Here is a 16,899-nt window from a genome sequence, read left to right on the forward strand (position 1 = left end):
GACCGGGACCGCTTCCCGGAGGCTTGTCGCGTCTTATGTATACATGTGTATACTTGCGCCGTTTTCGGATGCGGTGCCGGCGTGCGCCGGCGCATCCGGTCCACGAGCGGAGCGTCGACATGATGGAGCGTGTGCTGGTCACGGGCGGGAACGGATTCGTTGCCGGATGGTGCGTCGTCGAGTTGCTGCGGCGCGGTTACCGGGTGCGCGCGACGGTGCGCGGCGCCGGGCGGGAAGCGGCGATGCGCGCGGCGATCGCTTCGCAGGCGGGCGAGGCCGCCCACGACCGCGAGCGGCTGGAAGTCGCCGTGGCCGACCTGCTGTCCGATGACGGCTGGGACGCCGCGATGACGGGCTGCCGTTACGTGCTGCATGTCGCCTCGCCGCTCGGCGCCAAGACGCCCAAGGACCTCGACGCGCTGCTGGTGCCGGCGCGTGACGGCACGCTGCGGGTCCTCGCGGCGGCGCTTCGCGCGGGGGTCGAACGCGTCGTGATGACCTCGGCCGCCGCCGCGGCGCGCGCCGAGCGCGACGGCCGCGTGCGGATCGACGAGACGCTGTGGCCCGACCCGGCGGTCCGGCAGGACCCCTATCGCGCGTCGAAGGTCGCGGCCGAACGCGCCGCCTGGCAATTCATGGGCGAGCGCGGCGCGACCTCGCGGCTGACCACGGTGCTGCCCGGCGCGGTCTTCGGACCGGTGCTATCGCGCGACGGATGGGGATCGGTCCAGGTGATCCAACGGATGTTGGCGGGCCGGCCGCCGGCGGTGCCGCGCCTGGGCTTCGCGGTGGTGGACGTCCGCGACCTGGCGGTGCTGCACGTGGCGGCGATGACGTCGCCCGCGGCGGCGGGGCAGCGCTTCCTGGCCACGCATGAGTTCCTCTGGATGAGCGACATCGCCACGCACCTGCGCCAGGCGCTCGGCGCGCGCGCGGCGAAGGTGCCGACGCGACGCATGCCGGACGTCGTGTTCCGGCTGCTGGCGCTGGCGATGCCGCCGCTGCGCATGCTGGCCGCGGACCTCGGCCGCGTGCATCACCCGGCGGCGGACAAGGCGCGCCGGCTGCTCGGCTTCGCGCCGCGGCCGGGCGTGGAGACGGTGGTCGACTGCGCGCGCAGCCTGCTGGCCACCGAGGACCCGCAGTGGCGCGGCGCGCCGGACGCCGGCGCCAGGACCGCGCCATGAGCCGCTGGCATCGCCGCGGCGCCTGGGCGCTCGCGATGGGCGCGATGCTCGCCGTGTCGGTCGCCGGCCTGGTCAGCGGTTGCACCGCGCTCGGCGGCAAGCTCGACGGCGCCCGCCTGGACGCCGCTACGCAGTCGCCGCAATGGCAGGGGACGCGTTTCGTCGATCCGCAACCGCTGTGGGCCGACGCCAGTGGCGCCTGGCAGGACCTGCTGTTCGGCCCCGCGACGCCCGACGCCACGCCGCATGTGCCGGTCGCGGTCGACGCGAACGCGGCGGAGCGCCTGCGCTCGCCGCCGTCGAGCGGGCTGCGGCTCACCTGGTTCGGGCACTCGTCGATGCTGCTGGAGATCGACGGCCTGCGCGTCCTCATCGATCCGCTGTTCTCCGAGCGGGCCTCGCCGGTCGCCTGGGCCGGCCCGAAGCGCTGGTACGCGCCGCCGGCGACGCTGGACGACATCGCCGCGGCCGGTCCGGTGGACGCGGTGCTGATCTCCCACGATCACTACGACCACCTCGACCAGGGCGCGATCGCGGGCATGGCGGGCTGGTCGACGCGCTTCATCGTGCCGCTCGGCGTCGGCGCGCATCTGGAGCGCTGGGGCGTGCCCGCGACGCGCATCGTCGAGCTCGACTGGTGGCAGGAGACGGCGCTGCGGGGCGTGCGCCTCGTCGCAACACCGGCGCGCCATCGGTCCGGCCGCGGCCTGGGCGGCGGCAACCGGACGCTGTGGGCGGGATGGGCGGTCGTCGGGCCGGCGCACCGCGCCTGGTACTCGGGCGACACGGGCTTCCACGACGGCCTGGCCGAGATCGGCCGCCGGCTCGGTCCCTTCGACCTCACGATGATCGAGGCGGGCCAGTACAACCCGCTGTGGCCCGACACGCACCTCGGGCCCGAGCACGCGGTGCTGGCGCACCAGCAGGTGCGCGGCCGGACGATGGTGCCCGTGCACTGGGGCCTGATCCAGGAGGCGCCGCATCCGTGGATCGAGCCGGTCGAGCGCGCGCTGGCGGCCGCGGCCTGCGCGGCGGTGGACGTGGCGACGCCGCGTCCGGGCCAGTCGATCGAGCCGCCGTTCGACACCGCCCGCGAGCGCTGGTGGCCGGCCGCGACCTGGCGCAGCGCGGCGGCGTCGCCGCAGCGGCCGACGCGTCGGGGCGATCCGGCCGATCGCCTGCCGGCGCCCGCCTGTCCGCCGCCATCGACATCGACATCGACGATGTGATCGATGCGACGCGAGGAGCGGGGTGTCGGAATCCTGGATCCCCATGTCCGAGCGGCGGAGCGGGCAATGGCCCCGGCGCCATCAGGGACAGCCCGCAACGACGTCGCGCGGGACCGGCGAATACACTCCCGCCCCATGCAGCTCAAGATCGTCGTCTACTCCAAGTCCGCCTGCCCGCAATGCGACACGGCGAAGAGTCTCCTCAAGTCCCGCGGGATGGACTACCAGGAGATCCTGATCGACGACGAGGCCGAACGGATGGCCTTCTACGAGAAGTGCGGTCCCTCGGTGCGCCAGATGCCGCAGGTCTTCATCAACGACCAGCGCGTCGGCGGCGTCACCGGCCTGCAGGCCGCGCTGAAGCAACTCGGCCGCTGAGCCGCCGGGATCTGTCCCCGGGGCCCTGACTCCCGGGGCAGCCCTTCGAGGCATGACTCCCGGTCGATGGGGGCCGGACGACGCTAGAGTCGGCGGCTTCTTCCACCGACTGCGAAAGCGCTCATGTCCCTGCTCGACGTCCCCAGCCCGATCGACCTGCGCCAGATGGCCGATGCCCGCCAATGGGCCGACGAGGCGATGGTCAAACGGCCGTGGCGGACCGAGTTCTTCGAGACCTTCGCCCAGACGCTCGACGCCGGCAACGCGCACCACGTGCTGGAACTCGGCTCGGGTCCCGGTTTCCTCGCCCACTACCTGCTGGGCGCGCTGCCCGAGATCGACTACGTCGCGCTCGACTTCTCGTCGGCGATGCACCAGCTCGCGGCCGAGCGCCTCGGCCCCGCCGCGTCGCGCGTGCGCTTCGTCGAGCGCAGCTTCCGAGAGCCGGACTGGGTCGAGGGCCTGGGCCCGTTCGACCACGTCGTCACCAACCAGGCGGTGCACGAACTGCGCCACAAGCGCCACGCGCGGGCCCTGCACGAGCAGGTGCGCGGGCTGCTCAAGCCCGGCGGCCGTTACCTCGTCTGCGACCACTTCGCCGGCGACGGCGGCATGAAGAACGACCAGCTCTACATGAGCATCGAGGAGCAGCGCCTCGCGCTGGCCGAGGCCGGCTTCACGCGCGTCGAGCCGCTGCTGCTCAAGCGTGGGCTGCTGCTCTACGTGGCCTCGGTGGCCTCCGCGGCTTCGATGGCGGAGTGACGCGCTGACTCGGCGCCCGCGTCGATCGGCCTGAACACCGCCTCGATCCAGTCCATGAAGCGCCTCACCTTGGGCGCTGGCGGCCGCTCCGCCGGATGCAGCACATGGATCGGATACCTCGGCCGGCTCCAGGCACCCAGCACCTCGACCAGCGAGCCCTCGTCCAGCTGCCGCGTCACCGCGGCGCGCAGCGTCTGTCCGACGCCGACCCCCGCCATCAGCGCCGCGATGTGGGAATGCGCGTCGTCGACGCACAGCTCGTCGCTCCGGTCGATGCTGACCGATACGTCGCCGCGCTCGAAGATCAGCGGATGCGCCTCGCCGGTGCCCTTGGTCCGATGACCCAGGCACGAATGCGGCCGCCGCGTCCCGAGCGCCGATGACGACGGCGCCGGCGCCGGCATCAGCTCCGACGGGTCCAGCGGCGTCCCGCGCGCCTGCAGGTAGCCGGGGCTCGCGCAGGTCACCCACTCGAGCTCGGCGAGCTTCCTCGCCACCAGCGCCTGGCCGTCCAGGGGTCCGCCGCGGACCGCGCAGTCCACGCCATCCCGGATCAGGTCGACCGGCCGGTCGCTGACGCCGAGTTCGAGCTGGATGCCCGGATGCATCGCCTGGAAGGCCGGCAAGGCCGGCACGATCAGCAGGTCCGCGATCGCCGACCCCGCGTCGACGCGCAATCGCCCGCGCAGCGCCGCATCCGCGCCACGGGCGCTGATCTCCAGTTCGTCGAACGCCAGCAGAAAACTGACGGCGTGCTCGTAGTACGCGGCGCCTTCCTCGGTCGGCACGACCTTGCGCGGCGTGCGCTGCAGCAGCCGGATCCCGAGATGCCGTTCCAGCCGCTGGATCACCTTGGTCGCGGTGGGACGTGGAATGCCGAGCGAATCCGCGGCGTGGGCGAAGGCGCCCGATTCAGTGATGCGCACGAACAGGCGCAAGGCAAGAAGCTGATCCATGTCCATCCAACCCTCCGGGGCGACGCAGGTCCGCCGTTCCCCGATGTCATGCACTGTCGACGCGGGCCGTGGAGCTTCGGTGAACGAAGCATGGAGCCCCGATGGAGGCGACCGGGCCCACGGTGACGTGCTTCCCTGTGCACACGATGCGCCGCGGTTCCCGCGCGCCTCTCCCTCGACCGGGACGAGGCCCGCGCGCCGACACTCCGACGCGTTTCTCCCGCCGCCTCCGCCCCGCTCATGGACAAGCTCCTGGCCATCCGCCTCTTCCTCCACATCGCGTCCACCGGCACCTTCACGAAAGCCTCCGCCGCCGTCCAGATCCCGCGCTCCACGGCGTCGCAGGTGATCAGCCGGCTGGAGTCGCACCTGGGCGCGTCGCTGCTGCATCGCACGACCCGCCGGGTGCGCCTGACCGCGCAAGGCGAGGCCTTCCTGGCCGGCGCCGCCGACCTGATGTCCCAACTCGAGGCCATGGACCGCCACGTGAAGGACGCGGGCGCCTCCGCCCGGGGCGTGCTGCGCGTGGACGTCGGGTCCGCGCTCGCGCGCGCCATCGTCATTCCCGCGCTGCCGTCCTTCCACGCCCGCCATCCGGGCATCAAGATCAAGCTCGGCATCAGCGATCGCGTCGTCGACCTGGTGCACGAAGGCGTGGACTGCGTGATCCGCGGCGGCGAGCTCGCGGACGCCGCGCTCGTGGCGCGCCGCATCGCGGAGCTCGACTGGGTGACCTGCGCGTCGCCGTCCTACCTGGACAGCCGCGGCGTTCCCCGGCACCCCGCGGAACTGCATGGCGCGGACGCCGTCGCTGGCGGCACGGCCGAGGCGCCCCACGCGCTGGTGGGCACCTTCTCGAAGCGCTCCGGCCGGCGCTGGCCGCTGGCGTTCCGCCGCGGCGCCGAGAGCGTCGTGATCGACCGCCCCTTCGCCCTGTGCGTCAACGAGACCAGCACCCAGCTGCACGCGCTGCTTTCCGGCGCGGGCATCGGGCAATGCCTGCGGGTCGTCGCCGCGCCGCATCTGCAAACCGGTGCCCTGCGGGAGGTCCTGGGCGAGTGGTCGCGCCCGCGCTACCCCGTGCACCTGGTCCACCCCGGCGGGCGCCATGCCAGCGCCAAGCTGCGGCACTTCATGGCCTGGGCCGCCGAGGTCTTCGAGCGCCACGACCGCAGGCCGCGCCGCGCGGCGGCCTGAGCCTCAGCCGCGCAGCAGCGCCAGCACCTGCTGGGGCGCCTGGTTGGCCTGCGCGATCATCGCGTTGCCGGCCTGCTGCAGGATCTGCGCGCGGCTCAGGTTGGCCGTCTCCTTCGCGAAGTCCGCATCCATGATCCGGCTGCGCGCGGCCGTCTGGTTCTCCGACGCGATGTTCAGGTTGGACACGATCGCGTCGAAGCGGTTCTGCGACGCGCCCATCTTCGAGCGCTCGTCGGTCACCGTCTTCATGGCCGTGTCGATGTCGTTGATCACCGTGGCCAGCGTGGCCGGCGTCGAGGTGCCGTCCACCGTGGCCGCGGTGACCTTGGTGATGGTGGCATCGGTGCTCATGTTGGTCGTGACCACGTCCACCGAGTCGTTGGCCGTCGTGTTGGCGCCGATCTGGAAGGTCTGCGTGCCCGCGCCGCCGGCCAGGATGGCCTTGCCGTTGAAGGTCGTGCCGCCCAGCACGCGCTGGATCTCGGCGCCCAGCTGCGCGTATTCCTGGCCGATCGAGCCCAGGTCGGAGGTCGTGTTGGTCGCGTTGCGCGCCTGCACCGCCAGCTCCCGCATGCGTTGCAGCGAGTCGCCGACCTTGGACAGCGCGCCTTCCGCCGTCTGCGACAGCGAGATGCCGTCGTTGGCGTTGCGCATGGCCACGTTCATGCCGCGGACCTGCGCCTGCATGCGTTCCGCGATGGCCAGGCCGGCGGCGTCGTCCTTCGCCGAGTTCACCCGCAGGCCCGACGACAGCCGCTGCATCGACGTCGCCAGCGAGTTCTGGCTGGTCGACGTGTTGCGCTGCGCGTTGAGCGACATCAGGTTGGTGTTGATGATTTGCGCCATGGATCGAATCCCTCGAATCGGAGTGTTGAAGCGGCGGGACGCCCGTGCTCACAAGAGCGGAGGTCCCTGCCTGTCGTGTCCGTCAGCCGCTCGATGCGATGCTGCGGACACCTCCGATTTCGTCGTGGAAACGGGGGCGGTGAAGAGCGGTTCCGGAAACGTCACGTTGCCCGGAACGCGCAATGCGCGTCACGCCCCGCGGCCGATCACTTCGACGGCGGCAAACCCAGCAACCCGTCCCGGGTGCTGCCGCGGACCTTCGGGCCGATCCAGACCTTCATCATCATCGGGAAGAAGCTCTCGCCCTGGATCGTGTCGCCGACCTTCTGGCCGTTGACGCTGAACTCGGTGGTCTGCTTGGCCGGGTCGTAGTCGATCACCACCAGGTCGCCCTTGAGCAGCTTGGCGCGATTGCCGAAGACCACGCCCAGCTGCGAGGTCTGGATGATGTTCTTCGCGAACTCGTCCGCCGCGTTCTGGCGGATGCGGTCCAGCATCGCGTTGGCCAGGTCGCGCGAGGACACGTCGCGCATCATGTAGAAGGTGATGCGCTTGGCACCCTTCTCGGCGACGGCGGCTTCCATCGTCGTCTGCTTCTTCGGCAGGTAGAAGGCCACCGCCGTCGAGCGCGTCGACAGGATGCTGGACGTGGCCGCGCCGTTGAGCTGCAGCGCCTGGCCGTGCACCGTCGCGGCGTCCTGGAACTTGTAGCCCTCGACCTCGATCTCCGCCGCGAAGGCGAGGCTGGAAATCACGGCGAGGCCGATGGCGACGGCGTTGCGGGCGAACTGGATCTTTTGAATGGGCATGGGTGTCTCCTCCGCTCATGTCGCGGCGGGCCGGATTAAAACGCGGCGCGGTGTGGCGCGTCAGCCCCGGAAACTGGGGCTGTGCCTCTAATCGACGGGGCCGCGTGACGTTTGGCACGCGAGACGCGCGCATCCGCTGGCACGATGCGCGCCGTTTCGCAAATCCAGAACAACCGGAGGGGATCCCCGTGTCCATCGATAGTTCCAGCCGTCGCGTGTCCGCGACCGCCACCGCGCTGTGCGCCGCGACGCTGCTCGGCCTGGGCGCCGGCGCCGCGCGCGCCACCGAGAACAGCCAGGTCCGCGCGCTGCTCGGCGCGCCGTCCTACGAGATCTCGACGCCGCAGTTCCCCGGCCTGTACCTGCAGACCTGGTACCAGCACTACGAGGCCGACAAGCTGCGCGACGCCGACGGCAACACGCCCACGCGCGCGCTGGCGATCCCCGGTGTCGGCACGCTGCCGCTGACGGTCCACGGCTCGATCAAGGCCGACGTCTTCGTGCCGCGCCTGACCTGGGTCACCGACCAGATCGTGATGGACGGCCGCCTGGGCTTCTCCGCCGCGTTCCCGCTGGTCCGCCAGACCAACGACTTCACGCTGACGACGGTGATCCCCGCCGCCGTGCCGCCGGCCGCCGCCGCGCAGATCAACGCGCAGCTGGCGGGCGCCGGCGCCGCGCTGTCGGGCACCCGCAGCGGCCTGGCCGACCCCGAGCTCGCCGCCTACATCGACTGGCAGCAGGACGAGTCGCGCGTCGCGCTGGGCGTGGCGTTCAACCCGCCGATGGGCGCGTACGACGCGGACCGCCCCGTCAACCCGGGCGCCGGCAAGTTCTGGACCTTCAAGCCGCTGCTGGTGGCCTCGCGCGTGTGGGAGAACGGCTTGGCCGTCGGTCTGCGCGCGACCTACTCCTTCAACACCCGCAACGACGACACCGGCGTGCGCTCCGGCCAGTACCTGCACGCGGACTGGTCCGGCACCTACCAGCTCAACGACCAGTGGAAGCTGGGCGTGCAGGGCTACGTGCTCAAGCAGTTCACCGCCGACCGCGGCGGGGACGCCGGCGCCAACAAGGTGCAGGCGCTGTCGGCCGGCCCGCTCGTGGCCTACCTGTCGGAAAGCGGCGACTGGGGCGTCGACTTCAAGGTCATGAAGGAGTTCTCGGTGCGCAACCGCCCCGAAGGCACCATCACCTGGCTGCGCCTGAACTACCGCCTGAACTGAGCGGTATCGCGGTGGCCACGCGCCACCGCCAGTGGCCCTGCGCCGGTGCGGGGGCGTCACCCCGCGCCGGGCATGCAGCGCTCAGCGCTCGTAGAGCTCGAGCGGCAGGCCGTCCGGGTCGGCGAAGAAGGTGAAGCGCTTGCCGGTGAGCTCGTCGACCCGCACCGGCTCGACGGCGATGCCCTGGGCCTCGAGCGCGCGCTTGCCGGCCTCGACGTCGTCGACCTCGAAGGCGAGGTGGCGCAGCCCCTGCGCCTCGGGATACGACGGCCGCGGCGGCGCGCCGGGGAAGCTGAACAGCTCGATCTGCGCGCCGTCCGGCAAGGCCAGGTCGAGCTTGTACGAGCGCCGCGCCTCGCGGTAGGTCTCGGCGATCACGCGCAAGCCCAGGACCTCGGTGTAGAAGCGGCGCGAGCGCTCGTAGTCCGAGCAGATGATCGCGGCGTGATGAATGCGCAGCAGCATGGTCGTCGTCAGTTCAGGTGCGGCCGGCGGGCGGCCTTCAAGGTGGCTTTCAGCGCGTCGAGGTCGACCGGCTTGACCATGTGGTCGTCGAAGCCGGCCGCGCGCGTCTTCTCGCGGTCTTGTTCCTGGCCCCAGCCGGTCAGCGCGATCAGGCGCGGCCGGCCGATGGCGTCGCCCATCTCGCGCAAGCGGCGCGCGACCTCGTGGCCGTCCATGTCGGGCATGCCGATGTCCAGCAGGATCGCGTCCGGCCGCAGCGCATGGACCGTGTCCAGCGCCGAGTGTCCGTCGTAGGCCACCTCGACCTGCGCGCCCATCAGGCGCAGCAGTTCCGCGGTGGTGTCGGCGGCGTCGCGGTTGTCGTCGACCAGCAGCAGCCGCGCGTCGATCGGGCCGTCGTCCTCGGCGGCCGCCGGCGCGCTGGCCGCGGGCGCCGGGATCTCCGGCAGGCGCAGCTCGAAACGGCTGCCCAGGCCCAGGCCCTCGCTGGCGGCCGTCAACTGGCCGCCATGCAGCCGCGCCAGCGTCTGCGACAGGCTCAGCCCGATCCCGAGCCCGCCCTGCGAGCGGCTGTGCGAGCGGTCCAGCTGCGAGAACAGCTCGAACAGCTGCGGCAGCTGCTCCGGCGCGATGCCGATGCCGGTGTCGCTGACGGTGACGACCGCGTCCGCGCCGTCGCGCGCGACGTGCACGTCGATGTGGCCGCCCGGGTCGGTGTAGCGCGCCGCGTTGTTCAGCAGGTTCACCAGCAGCTGGGTCAGCCGCACCGGGTCGCCCAGCACCCACGGCGCCGGGCCGTCGAAGCGCAGCGTCAGCTTGTGGCGCTCGCGGTCGATCAGCGGATGGCTGCTCTCGACGGCCGCGTCGGCGATGTTGTTCAGGCTGACCGGCTCATGCCGCAGCGTGATCAGGCCGCGGCTGATGCGCGAGACCTCCAGCAGGTCGTCGACCAGCCGGACCATGTGGTTGACCTGGCGTTCCAGCAAGTCGCGGATCGGGCCGAAGCGGCCGTCGCGGTCGGCCGCGCCGAGCAGATGCACCGCGTTGCGGATCGGCGCCAGCGGATTGCGCAGCTCATGCGCCAGCGTCGCGAGGAACTCGTCCTTGCGCCGGTCCGAGCGCAGCAGCCGCTCCTCGCGGTCCTGCGCCACCGCCTGGTTGCGCGCGCGCTCGACGGCGACGCGGGTGCGGTGGGCCACTTCGCGGATCAGCGCGATCTCGTCCTCGCTCCAGGCGCGGCGCTGCTCGTCGTGCACGAACAGCAGCGCGACCAGGCGCCCCTGTTCCAGCACCGGCACGTTGACGATCGAGCGCACGCGCATCGCCTCGAACGCGTCGCGGTGGCCGCGGGTCATCGGGTCCTCGCCGACATCGGCGATGTCGACGACCTCGTCGCGCTTGAGCGCGTCGATGAAGTCGCCGTAGTCGCGGAATCGGCGCAGGCCGACCAGGCTGTCCAGGCCGCCGCGCATCCAGTCGCGGTCGATGCGCACCGTCTCCGCGTCGTGGTCGACGGTGCAGTACCCGGCCCGCGTCGCGGCCAGCATCATGCCCAGCATCTGCGCCGAGGCGAAGCCGATGTCGGCCGGCGAGGCGACCTCGCGCAGCCGCTCGCTCAGGCCGGCGAGCGCCGAGCGTTGCTGCTCCCCGTAGGCGCGCGCCATCACCTTGGCCGTGGTCTCGACGACGATCGCCATCACGCCGGCGGGGCGTCCCTCGTCGTCGGGCAGCGGCGAGGCGTCGAGCGTCACCCAGACCTGCTCGGCGTGACCGTGGCGGCGCAGCGTCAGCGGCTGGTCCTCGCCATGCCAGGTGCCGCCGGCCAGGCCGACGCGCATCAGGCGGTCGTGGAAGTCGGCGGCCTCGGGCCAGGCCTCGCGGACCGGCTGGCCGAGCAGCGCCGGATGCCGTCCGCCGGCGAAGCCGGCGTAGGCGTCGTTGTAGAGCATCACGCCGGCCTCGCCCCACAGCATCGCCATCGGCGCGCGCGCGCGCAGCATCAGCGCCGTCGCGTGCCGCATGTGGTCGGGCCAGTCGGCCAGCGGGCCAAGCGCGGTGGCGCGCCAGTCGAGCCCGGCGATCCGTCGCGCGATCTCGCCGCCGCCGCGCAGGAACGGCGGCAACGCGGCGGCCGCGGCGTCGGCGGAAGCGGAGGCGTCGGAAGGGGCGGCCAAGAGAGCTCCCGCGAGTCCAGGGATCCGCGAGTATCCGCCGAACCGAAGCGCCATCCCGGGCGCGACGAGGCCGGACGAGGCGCGCGGCCGCGTGGGCGTTCAGCGGATGTTCAGTTGGAGTTCAGCTGGAGTTCAGCGCTCGTCGGCGCTCGCGACCCGCTCGCGCGCGCCGGCGACGAACCGGTAGTCGCCCTGTGGCGCCGGATGCGCGGCGTCGCCGTCCAGCGCGTAGGCCTGCAGGTGCACCGCCTGGCCGTCGGCGTCGAACTGGCAATGGCCGCCGTGGCTCGTGCCCTTGGCGACGCGGCGTTCGAGGTCGTCCTCGTCGTCGTGCACGTCGGTGTTCACCCAGACGTAGTCCAGGCCATGGGCGCCGCGCTCGATGGTCGTGGATCGCACCGGCTGGCCTTGCAGCATCGGGCGCAGCAACGCGACGCAGCGGTCGTGCTGCGCGGTCTCGTGCGCGCTCATCTCGGGCTTGCGCCGGGGCGTTTCCGAGACGCAGGCGGCGAGCGCGAAGGGAAGGCACACCGCCACGACCGCGGCGCGGACCGCGGTCGCAGGGCGCTGGATCGAGGCGAGGTCGGTCATGGCTACTCCTGGGCCGCCACGAAGGCGACACCCGCAGGCTACCGAGTCAACGTCAAGCCTGTGTGAATGGGGTCTCTGCGCGCGATGCGCACGGCCGCTGAACTTGGGGACATGCATGGGCCCTCTAGTGGGGACCGCGTCGCGAGGGGCCCTTTGCGTCGGCGCTGACATGACGGTTTACCGGTGGCGCATTCCACGGGCCCGCGCGTGGTGCATGATGCGCACCACCGCCCGCAGAGGCGGACCGTCCAGGTCCTGTCGCCCGATCCGTTCGTTTCCCTGCCGATGACCCGATTCCTGTCACCGGGCCCGCGATCCTCGCGCCCGTTCGCCTCATCGATCGTCCTTTCCCGTGTCCCCCTGGCCCTCGTCGTCGCGTTGACGCTCGCGGGCTGCGTGAACCTGGCGCCGGACTACCACCGACCCGATCCCGCGGTGCCGCGGCGAGCCGAGGCCGCCGTGCCGGTCACCACGGAGGCCGCGTCGCTCGACTGGCACGCGGTGTTCCTGGACGCGCGGCTGCGCGGCGCCGTCGCGCTGGCGCTGCGCGAGAACCGCGACCTGCGCGTCGCGGCGCTGCAGGTCGAGCAGGCGCGCGCCGCCTTCCGGCAGACCGACGCGCAGCGGCTGCCGTCGATCGGCGGCTCGGCGACCGCCAGCCGCGGGGGCGCGGCCGGACAGGTGACACAACAGGTCTCGATGCAGCTGGCGCTGTCGAGCTACGAGCTGGACTTCTTCGGCCGCGTGCGCAACCTGAGCGAATCGGCGCAGCAGGCGCTGCTGGGCGCCGACGAGTCGCGCCGCAGCGTGCGCCTGACGCTGGTGGCCGAGACGGCGACCGCCTGGCTGACCTGGGCCGCCGACCTGGAGCGCCAGCGGCTCGCCGTGCAGACGCTGCAGAGCCAGGAGCGCTCGCTGGCGCTGACGCAGCGCCGCCATGCGGCCGGCGCGGTGTCCGGACTGGTGCTGGCGCAGGCGGAAACCGCGGTGCAGAGCGCCCGGGCCGATGTCGCCGCGTATCCGGCGACGATCGCGCAGGACCGGAACGCGCTGGAGCTGCTGCTGGGCGCGGCGGTGCCGGCCGAGCTGGAACCGCGCGACGCGGACGCGCTCGCGACGATGAGCCTGCTGGTCGAGGTGCCGGCGGGCGTGCCCTCGAGCGTGCTGCAACGCCGGCCCGACGTGCTCGCCGCCGAGCGCGCGCTGATCGCCCGGCATGCCGACATCGGCGCCGCGCGCGCCGCGCGCTTCCCGTCGATCAGCCTGACCGCGAGCGCGGGCACCGGCAGCAGCGCGCTGTCGGGCCTGTTCAAGTCGGGCAGCGGCAACTGGAACTTCGGGCCGTCGGCGTCGCTGCCGATCTTCGACGGCGGCGCGCGAGAAGCGGCGGTGCGCCAGGCCGAGGCCGGCCGCGACATCGCGCTGGCCACTTACGACAAGACGCTGCAGACGGCGTTCCGCGAGGTGGCCGACGCGCTCGCGGTGCGCGCGACGCTGGCGGACCGGCTGGCGGCGCAGCAGGCGCTGCTGGCTTCCAGCGAACGCCAGCTGCGCCTGGCCGAGACGCAGTACCGCGTCGGCAGCACGACGCAGCTGGACCTGCTGGACGCCCAGCGCTCGCTGGTCGGCGCGCAGCAGGCGCTGGTGACGCTGCGGCTGAGCGAGCAGCTCAACCGCATCACGCTCTACAAGGTGCTGGGCGGTGGATGGCGCGAGGACGCGGCGGACACCGCCGGCCCCGCGGCCGCGGCCGAATGAGGGCGTCGCGGCGCGCGTCGGCGCATGACGACGGCATGACCCTGGAATCGAGGGAGATCCGATGAAGCAGTGGATGAGGCCGCGCCGGCTGGCGCTGGTCGTGGCGGGGCTCGTGATCGCGGGCCTGGTGGTCAAGGCGATCTGGTTCACGCCGCCGCCCCCGCCGCAGGTGACGTCGGCCGCGGTCGAGCGCGGCGACCTCGAGGTCAGCGTGCTGGCCACCGGCACGATCAACGCGTTCAAGCTGGTCAGCGTCGGCGCCCGGGCGACCGGCGAGGTCAAGCGGCTGGCGGTCGCGCTGGGCGACCGGGTCAAGGAAGGCCAGCTGATCGCCGAGATCGACGCGCTGACCCAGCAGAACGAGCTGCGCGACGCGCAGGCCTCGCTGCGCAGCGCCGAGGCGCTGCTGAATTCCCGCCAGGCGACGCTGGCCCAGGCCGAGCTGGCCGCGAAGCGCCAGCGCGAGCTCGCGGCCGCCGACGCGGGCGCGCGCGCCGACCTGGAGACCGCCGAGGCGGCGCTGAACACCGCGCGCGCGGATGTCCAGTCGCAGCAGGCGATGGTGGCGCAGTCCCGCATCAAGGTGGACACGGCGCAGCTGAACCTGGGCTACGCGAAGGTGCTCGCGCCGATGGACGGCACCGTGGTGGCGGTCGTCACCGAGCAGGGCCAGACGGTGAACGCGCTGCAGACGGCGCCGACGATCGTCAAGCTCGCGCGGCTGGACACGATGACGATCAAGGCCAAGATCTCCGAGGCCGACGTCCCCCGCGTCAAGCCCGGCATGCCGGTGTACTTCTCGCTGCTGGGCGAGCCGGACCGCCGCATCCAGGCGACGCTGCGCGCGGTCGAGCCCGGCGACACCACGCTGGCCGATGCCACCGGGACGGCGGCGACGTCGAGCTCCTCCGGCACGACCAGCGCGATCTACTACAACGGCATCTTCGACGTCCCCAATCCCGACGGCACGCTGCGCATCAACATGACGGCGCAGGCGACGATCGTGCTGGCGCAGGCGAAGGCGGCGCTGTCGATGCCGGTGGCGGCGCTGGGCGCGCGCGACGCCAAGACCGGTCGCTACAAGGTCCGGGTGCTCGGCGCCGAAGGCCGCATCGAGGACCGCCAGGTCCAGGCCGGCCTGAACAACCGGGTCCGCGTGCAGGTGCTGGACGGGCTCAAGGAAGGCGAGAAGGTCGTCACCGCCGAGGCCGCGCCGGCGAGCGCCGCCGCCTCGGGCGAGGAGCATCACCCGCCGCCGGAGATGTGAGCATGGCAGCGCTGCTCGAACTGCGCGGCCTGGTGCGCGAGTACCCGGCCGGCGAAGGCACCGTCGCGGTGTTGCGCGATGTCGACCTGACGATCGAGGCCGGCGAGATGGTCGCCATCATCGGCCCGTCGGGCTCCGGCAAGTCGACGCTGATGAACATCCTGGGCTGCCTGGACCGGCCCACGCGCGGCAGCTACCGTGTGGCGGGCCTGGAGACCGGCGCGATGGACCCGGACGAGCTGGCGCGGTTGCGGCGCGAGCACTTCGGCTTCATCTTCCAGCGCTACCAGCTGCTGGGCGACCTGGACGCGGTCGGCAACGTCGAGATCCCGTCGATCTACGCCGGCGCGCGCACGGAGCACCGCCATTCGCGCGCCAAGGCGCTGCTGGCGCGGCTCGGACTGGCGGAGCGGCTGCATCACCGGCCGGGACAGCTGTCCGGCGGCCAGCAGCAGCGCGTGTCCATCGCGCGGGCGCTGATGAACGGCGGCGACGTGATCCTGGCCGACGAGCCGACCGGCGCGCTCGACCAGGCCAGCGGCCGCGAGGTGATGAAGATCCTCGAGGAGCTGCATGCCGACGGCCACACGGTGATCCTGGTCACGCACGACGCGCAGGTCGCCGCGCATGCGCAGCGGGTCATCGAGATCAGCGACGGCGTCATCGTCGACGACCGGCGCCGGCCCGACGCCAAGCCGCCGGCCACGCTGGCCAAGCCCGATCCCGCGCCCTCGGGGCCGGCCTGGGGCGCGGTGCTCGGGCGGGTCGCGGAGGCGACCGGCATGGCGCTCAAGGCGATGCTGGCGCACCGGCTGCGCACGCTGCTGACGATGCTGGGGATCATCATCGGCATCGCGTCGGTGGTCTCGGTCGTCGGCCTGGGGCAGGGCACCCGCGAGAAGGTGCTGGCCGACATCAGCGCCATGGGCACCAACACCATCGACGTCATGCCGGGCGAGGGCTTCGGCGACCGGCGCGCCGGGGCGATCCGCACGCTGCGCGCCGGCGACGCGGACGCGCTGGCGCAGCTGGAGTACGTCGACAGCGTCACGCCGTCGGTGGCGGTCAGCGCGGGACTGCGCTACCGCAACGTCGACGTGGCCGCGTCGATCTCCGGCGTCGGCGAGCAGTTCTTCCGCGTGCGCGGCTACACGATGGGGCAGGGGCGGGCGTTCGACGCGGTGTCGGTGCGCAACCGGGCGCAGGACGCGGTGATCGACGAGAACGCGCGCAAGACGCTGTTCCCGCATGGCGAGCCGGCGCTGGGCGAGGTGATCCTGCTGGGCAACGTGCCGGTGCGCATCGTCGGCGTGACGGCGAAGAAGGCGAGCGCCTTCGGCAACGACGACTCGATCAACGTCTGGATCCCCTACACGACGGCGATGAGCCGGATGACGGGGCAGGACTTCTTGCGCGGCATCACGGTGCGCGTGCGGGACGGGGTGCCGAGCGCGGCGGCCGAGCAGGGCATCAAGACGCTGCTGACGCAGCGGCATGGAGCGACGGACTTCTTCCTGTTCAACACCGACAGCATCCGCAAGACGGTGGAGCAGACGACGGCGGCGATCACGGCGCTGATCTCGGCGATCGCGTTCATCTCGCTGCTGGTGGGCGGGATCGGCGTGATGAACATCATGCTGGTGTCGGTGACGGAGCGCACCAGCGAGATCGGCGTGCGCATGGCGGTGGGCGCGCGCCAGAGCGACATCCTGCGGCAGTTCCTGATCGAGGCGGTGCTGGTGTGCCTGATCGGCGGCGGGCTGGGCGTGACCTTGGCGGTCGGCGCGAGCCTGCTGTTCAACCATTTCGCCGAGCAGGCGGGGTTCCGGATGCTGGTCTCGATGACGGCCATCGGCGGCGCGTTCGCGGTGTCCTCGCTGATCGGCGTGGTCTTCGGTTTCATCCCCGCGCGCAATGCCGCGCGGCTGGACCCGGTCGAGGCGCTCGCCCGCTCCTAGGACGGGGAACGCGGCCGGTTCCCCGCCCTGTCGGGCGTCGATGCAGTTCATGCCGGGCCGAAAGCAGTCTGTCGCAGGCGTCGATTCAGGCCATGG

Annotated in this window: 15 protein-coding genes; 9 read left to right on the forward strand and 6 right to left on the reverse strand. The window is 72.2% G+C overall.

Going from position 1 to position 16,899, the window contains the following annotated elements:
* The first annotated feature begins 119 nt into the window (after nucleotides 1-119).
* The 4 genes from N5D62_RS07950 (at nucleotide 120) to N5D62_RS07965 (ending at nucleotide 3,556) form a co-directional block, all read left to right on the forward strand.
* The gene (locus tag N5D62_RS07950) at nucleotides 120-1,187 is read left to right on the forward strand and encodes an NAD-dependent epimerase/dehydratase family protein (protein WP_279757140.1); all 1,068 of its coding nucleotides are present in this window, start codon (nucleotides 120-122) and stop codon (nucleotides 1,185-1,187) included.
* The gene (locus tag N5D62_RS07955) at nucleotides 1,184-2,416 is read left to right on the forward strand and encodes an MBL fold metallo-hydrolase (protein WP_279757142.1); all 1,233 of its coding nucleotides are present in this window, start codon (nucleotides 1,184-1,186) and stop codon (nucleotides 2,414-2,416) included. Before N5D62_RS07950 ends, N5D62_RS07955 begins: the two co-directional genes overlap by 4 nt.
* A gap of 135 nt (nucleotides 2,417-2,551) precedes the next feature.
* Nucleotides 2,552-2,794: a glutaredoxin gene (locus N5D62_RS07960; protein ID WP_279757143.1), complete on the forward strand. Its 243-nt coding sequence runs from the start codon at nucleotides 2,552-2,554 to the stop codon at nucleotides 2,792-2,794.
* A gap of 123 nt (nucleotides 2,795-2,917) precedes the next feature.
* Nucleotides 2,918-3,556, forward strand: a complete 639-nt coding sequence (locus N5D62_RS07965) for a class I SAM-dependent methyltransferase (protein ID WP_279757144.1) — start codon at nucleotides 2,918-2,920, stop codon at nucleotides 3,554-3,556.
* Here the strand turns inward: N5D62_RS07965 and N5D62_RS07970 are convergent.
* Nucleotides 3,514-4,512 (reverse strand): LysR family transcriptional regulator, encoded by a 999-nt coding sequence (locus tag N5D62_RS07970; protein ID WP_279757145.1) that lies wholly within the window; start codon nucleotides 4,510-4,512, stop codon nucleotides 3,514-3,516. The genes N5D62_RS07965 and N5D62_RS07970 overlap by 43 nt on opposite strands.
* A gap of 240 nt (nucleotides 4,513-4,752) precedes the next feature.
* Between N5D62_RS07970 and N5D62_RS07975 the strand changes: the two genes are divergently transcribed.
* Nucleotides 4,753-5,709, forward strand: a complete 957-nt coding sequence (locus N5D62_RS07975; RefSeq protein ID WP_279757146.1) for a LysR family transcriptional regulator — start codon at nucleotides 4,753-4,755, stop codon at nucleotides 5,707-5,709.
* 3 nt (nucleotides 5,710-5,712) lie between these two features.
* Here the strand turns inward: N5D62_RS07975 and N5D62_RS07980 are convergent, their stop codons facing one another.
* Both N5D62_RS07980 and N5D62_RS07985 read right to left on the reverse strand, forming a co-directional pair.
* Nucleotides 5,713-6,555 carry a flagellin gene (locus N5D62_RS07980; protein WP_279757147.1) on the reverse strand — a complete coding sequence of 281 codons (843 nt, stop codon included), beginning with the start codon at nucleotides 6,553-6,555 and terminating at the stop codon, nucleotides 5,713-5,715.
* 206 nt (nucleotides 6,556-6,761) lie between these two features.
* Complete coding sequence (locus N5D62_RS07985) at nucleotides 6,762-7,364, reverse strand: chalcone isomerase family protein (protein WP_279757148.1); 603 nt, start codon at nucleotides 7,362-7,364, stop codon at nucleotides 6,762-6,764.
* A gap of 215 nt (nucleotides 7,365-7,579) precedes the next feature.
* Here N5D62_RS07985 and N5D62_RS07990 point away from each other — a divergent pair, with 215 nt between their 5' ends.
* Entirely contained in the window at nucleotides 7,580-8,590 is a 1,011-nt protein-coding gene (locus N5D62_RS07990; RefSeq protein ID WP_279757149.1) for a transporter, read from the forward strand.
* An 81-nt stretch (nucleotides 8,591-8,671) separates the two neighbouring features.
* Here the strand turns inward: N5D62_RS07990 and N5D62_RS07995 are convergent, their stop codons facing one another.
* The 3 genes from N5D62_RS07995 to N5D62_RS08005 all read right to left on the reverse strand — a co-directional run bounded on the left by N5D62_RS07995 (nucleotide 8,672) and on the right by N5D62_RS08005 (nucleotide 11,820).
* Nucleotides 8,672-9,055, reverse strand: coding sequence for a VOC family protein (locus N5D62_RS07995; protein WP_279757150.1), 384 nt, complete (start codon nucleotides 9,053-9,055; stop codon nucleotides 8,672-8,674).
* A gap of 8 nt (nucleotides 9,056-9,063) precedes the next feature.
* Nucleotides 9,064-11,229, reverse strand: a complete 2,166-nt coding sequence (locus N5D62_RS08000; RefSeq protein WP_279757151.1) for an ATP-binding protein — start codon at nucleotides 11,227-11,229, stop codon at nucleotides 9,064-9,066.
* Nucleotides 11,230-11,361: 132 nt separating this feature from the next.
* Nucleotides 11,362-11,820, reverse strand: coding sequence for a hypothetical protein (locus tag N5D62_RS08005; RefSeq protein ID WP_279757152.1), 459 nt, complete (start codon nucleotides 11,818-11,820; stop codon nucleotides 11,362-11,364).
* Nucleotides 11,821-12,105: 285 nt separating this feature from the next.
* Between N5D62_RS08005 and N5D62_RS08010 the strand changes: the two genes are divergently transcribed.
* The 3 genes from N5D62_RS08010 (at nucleotide 12,106) to N5D62_RS08020 (ending at nucleotide 16,803) form a co-directional block, all read left to right on the forward strand.
* Nucleotides 12,106-13,578 (forward strand): efflux transporter outer membrane subunit, encoded by a 1,473-nt coding sequence (locus tag N5D62_RS08010; protein ID WP_279757153.1) that lies wholly within the window; start codon nucleotides 12,106-12,108, stop codon nucleotides 13,576-13,578.
* A 61-nt stretch (nucleotides 13,579-13,639) separates the two neighbouring features.
* Nucleotides 13,640-14,845, forward strand: a complete 1,206-nt coding sequence (locus N5D62_RS08015; protein ID WP_279757154.1) for an efflux RND transporter periplasmic adaptor subunit — start codon at nucleotides 13,640-13,642, stop codon at nucleotides 14,843-14,845.
* 2 nt (nucleotides 14,846-14,847) lie between these two features.
* Nucleotides 14,848-16,803 carry a MacB family efflux pump subunit gene (locus tag N5D62_RS08020; protein ID WP_279757155.1) on the forward strand — a complete coding sequence of 652 codons (1,956 nt, stop codon included), beginning with the start codon at nucleotides 14,848-14,850 and terminating at the stop codon, nucleotides 16,801-16,803.
* Nucleotides 16,804-16,899: the final 96 nt, after the last annotated feature.

It is taken from the genome of Mitsuaria sp. GD03876 (assembly GCF_029840635.1).
Lineage (GTDB): Bacteria > Pseudomonadota > Gammaproteobacteria > Burkholderiales > Burkholderiaceae_C > Roseateles.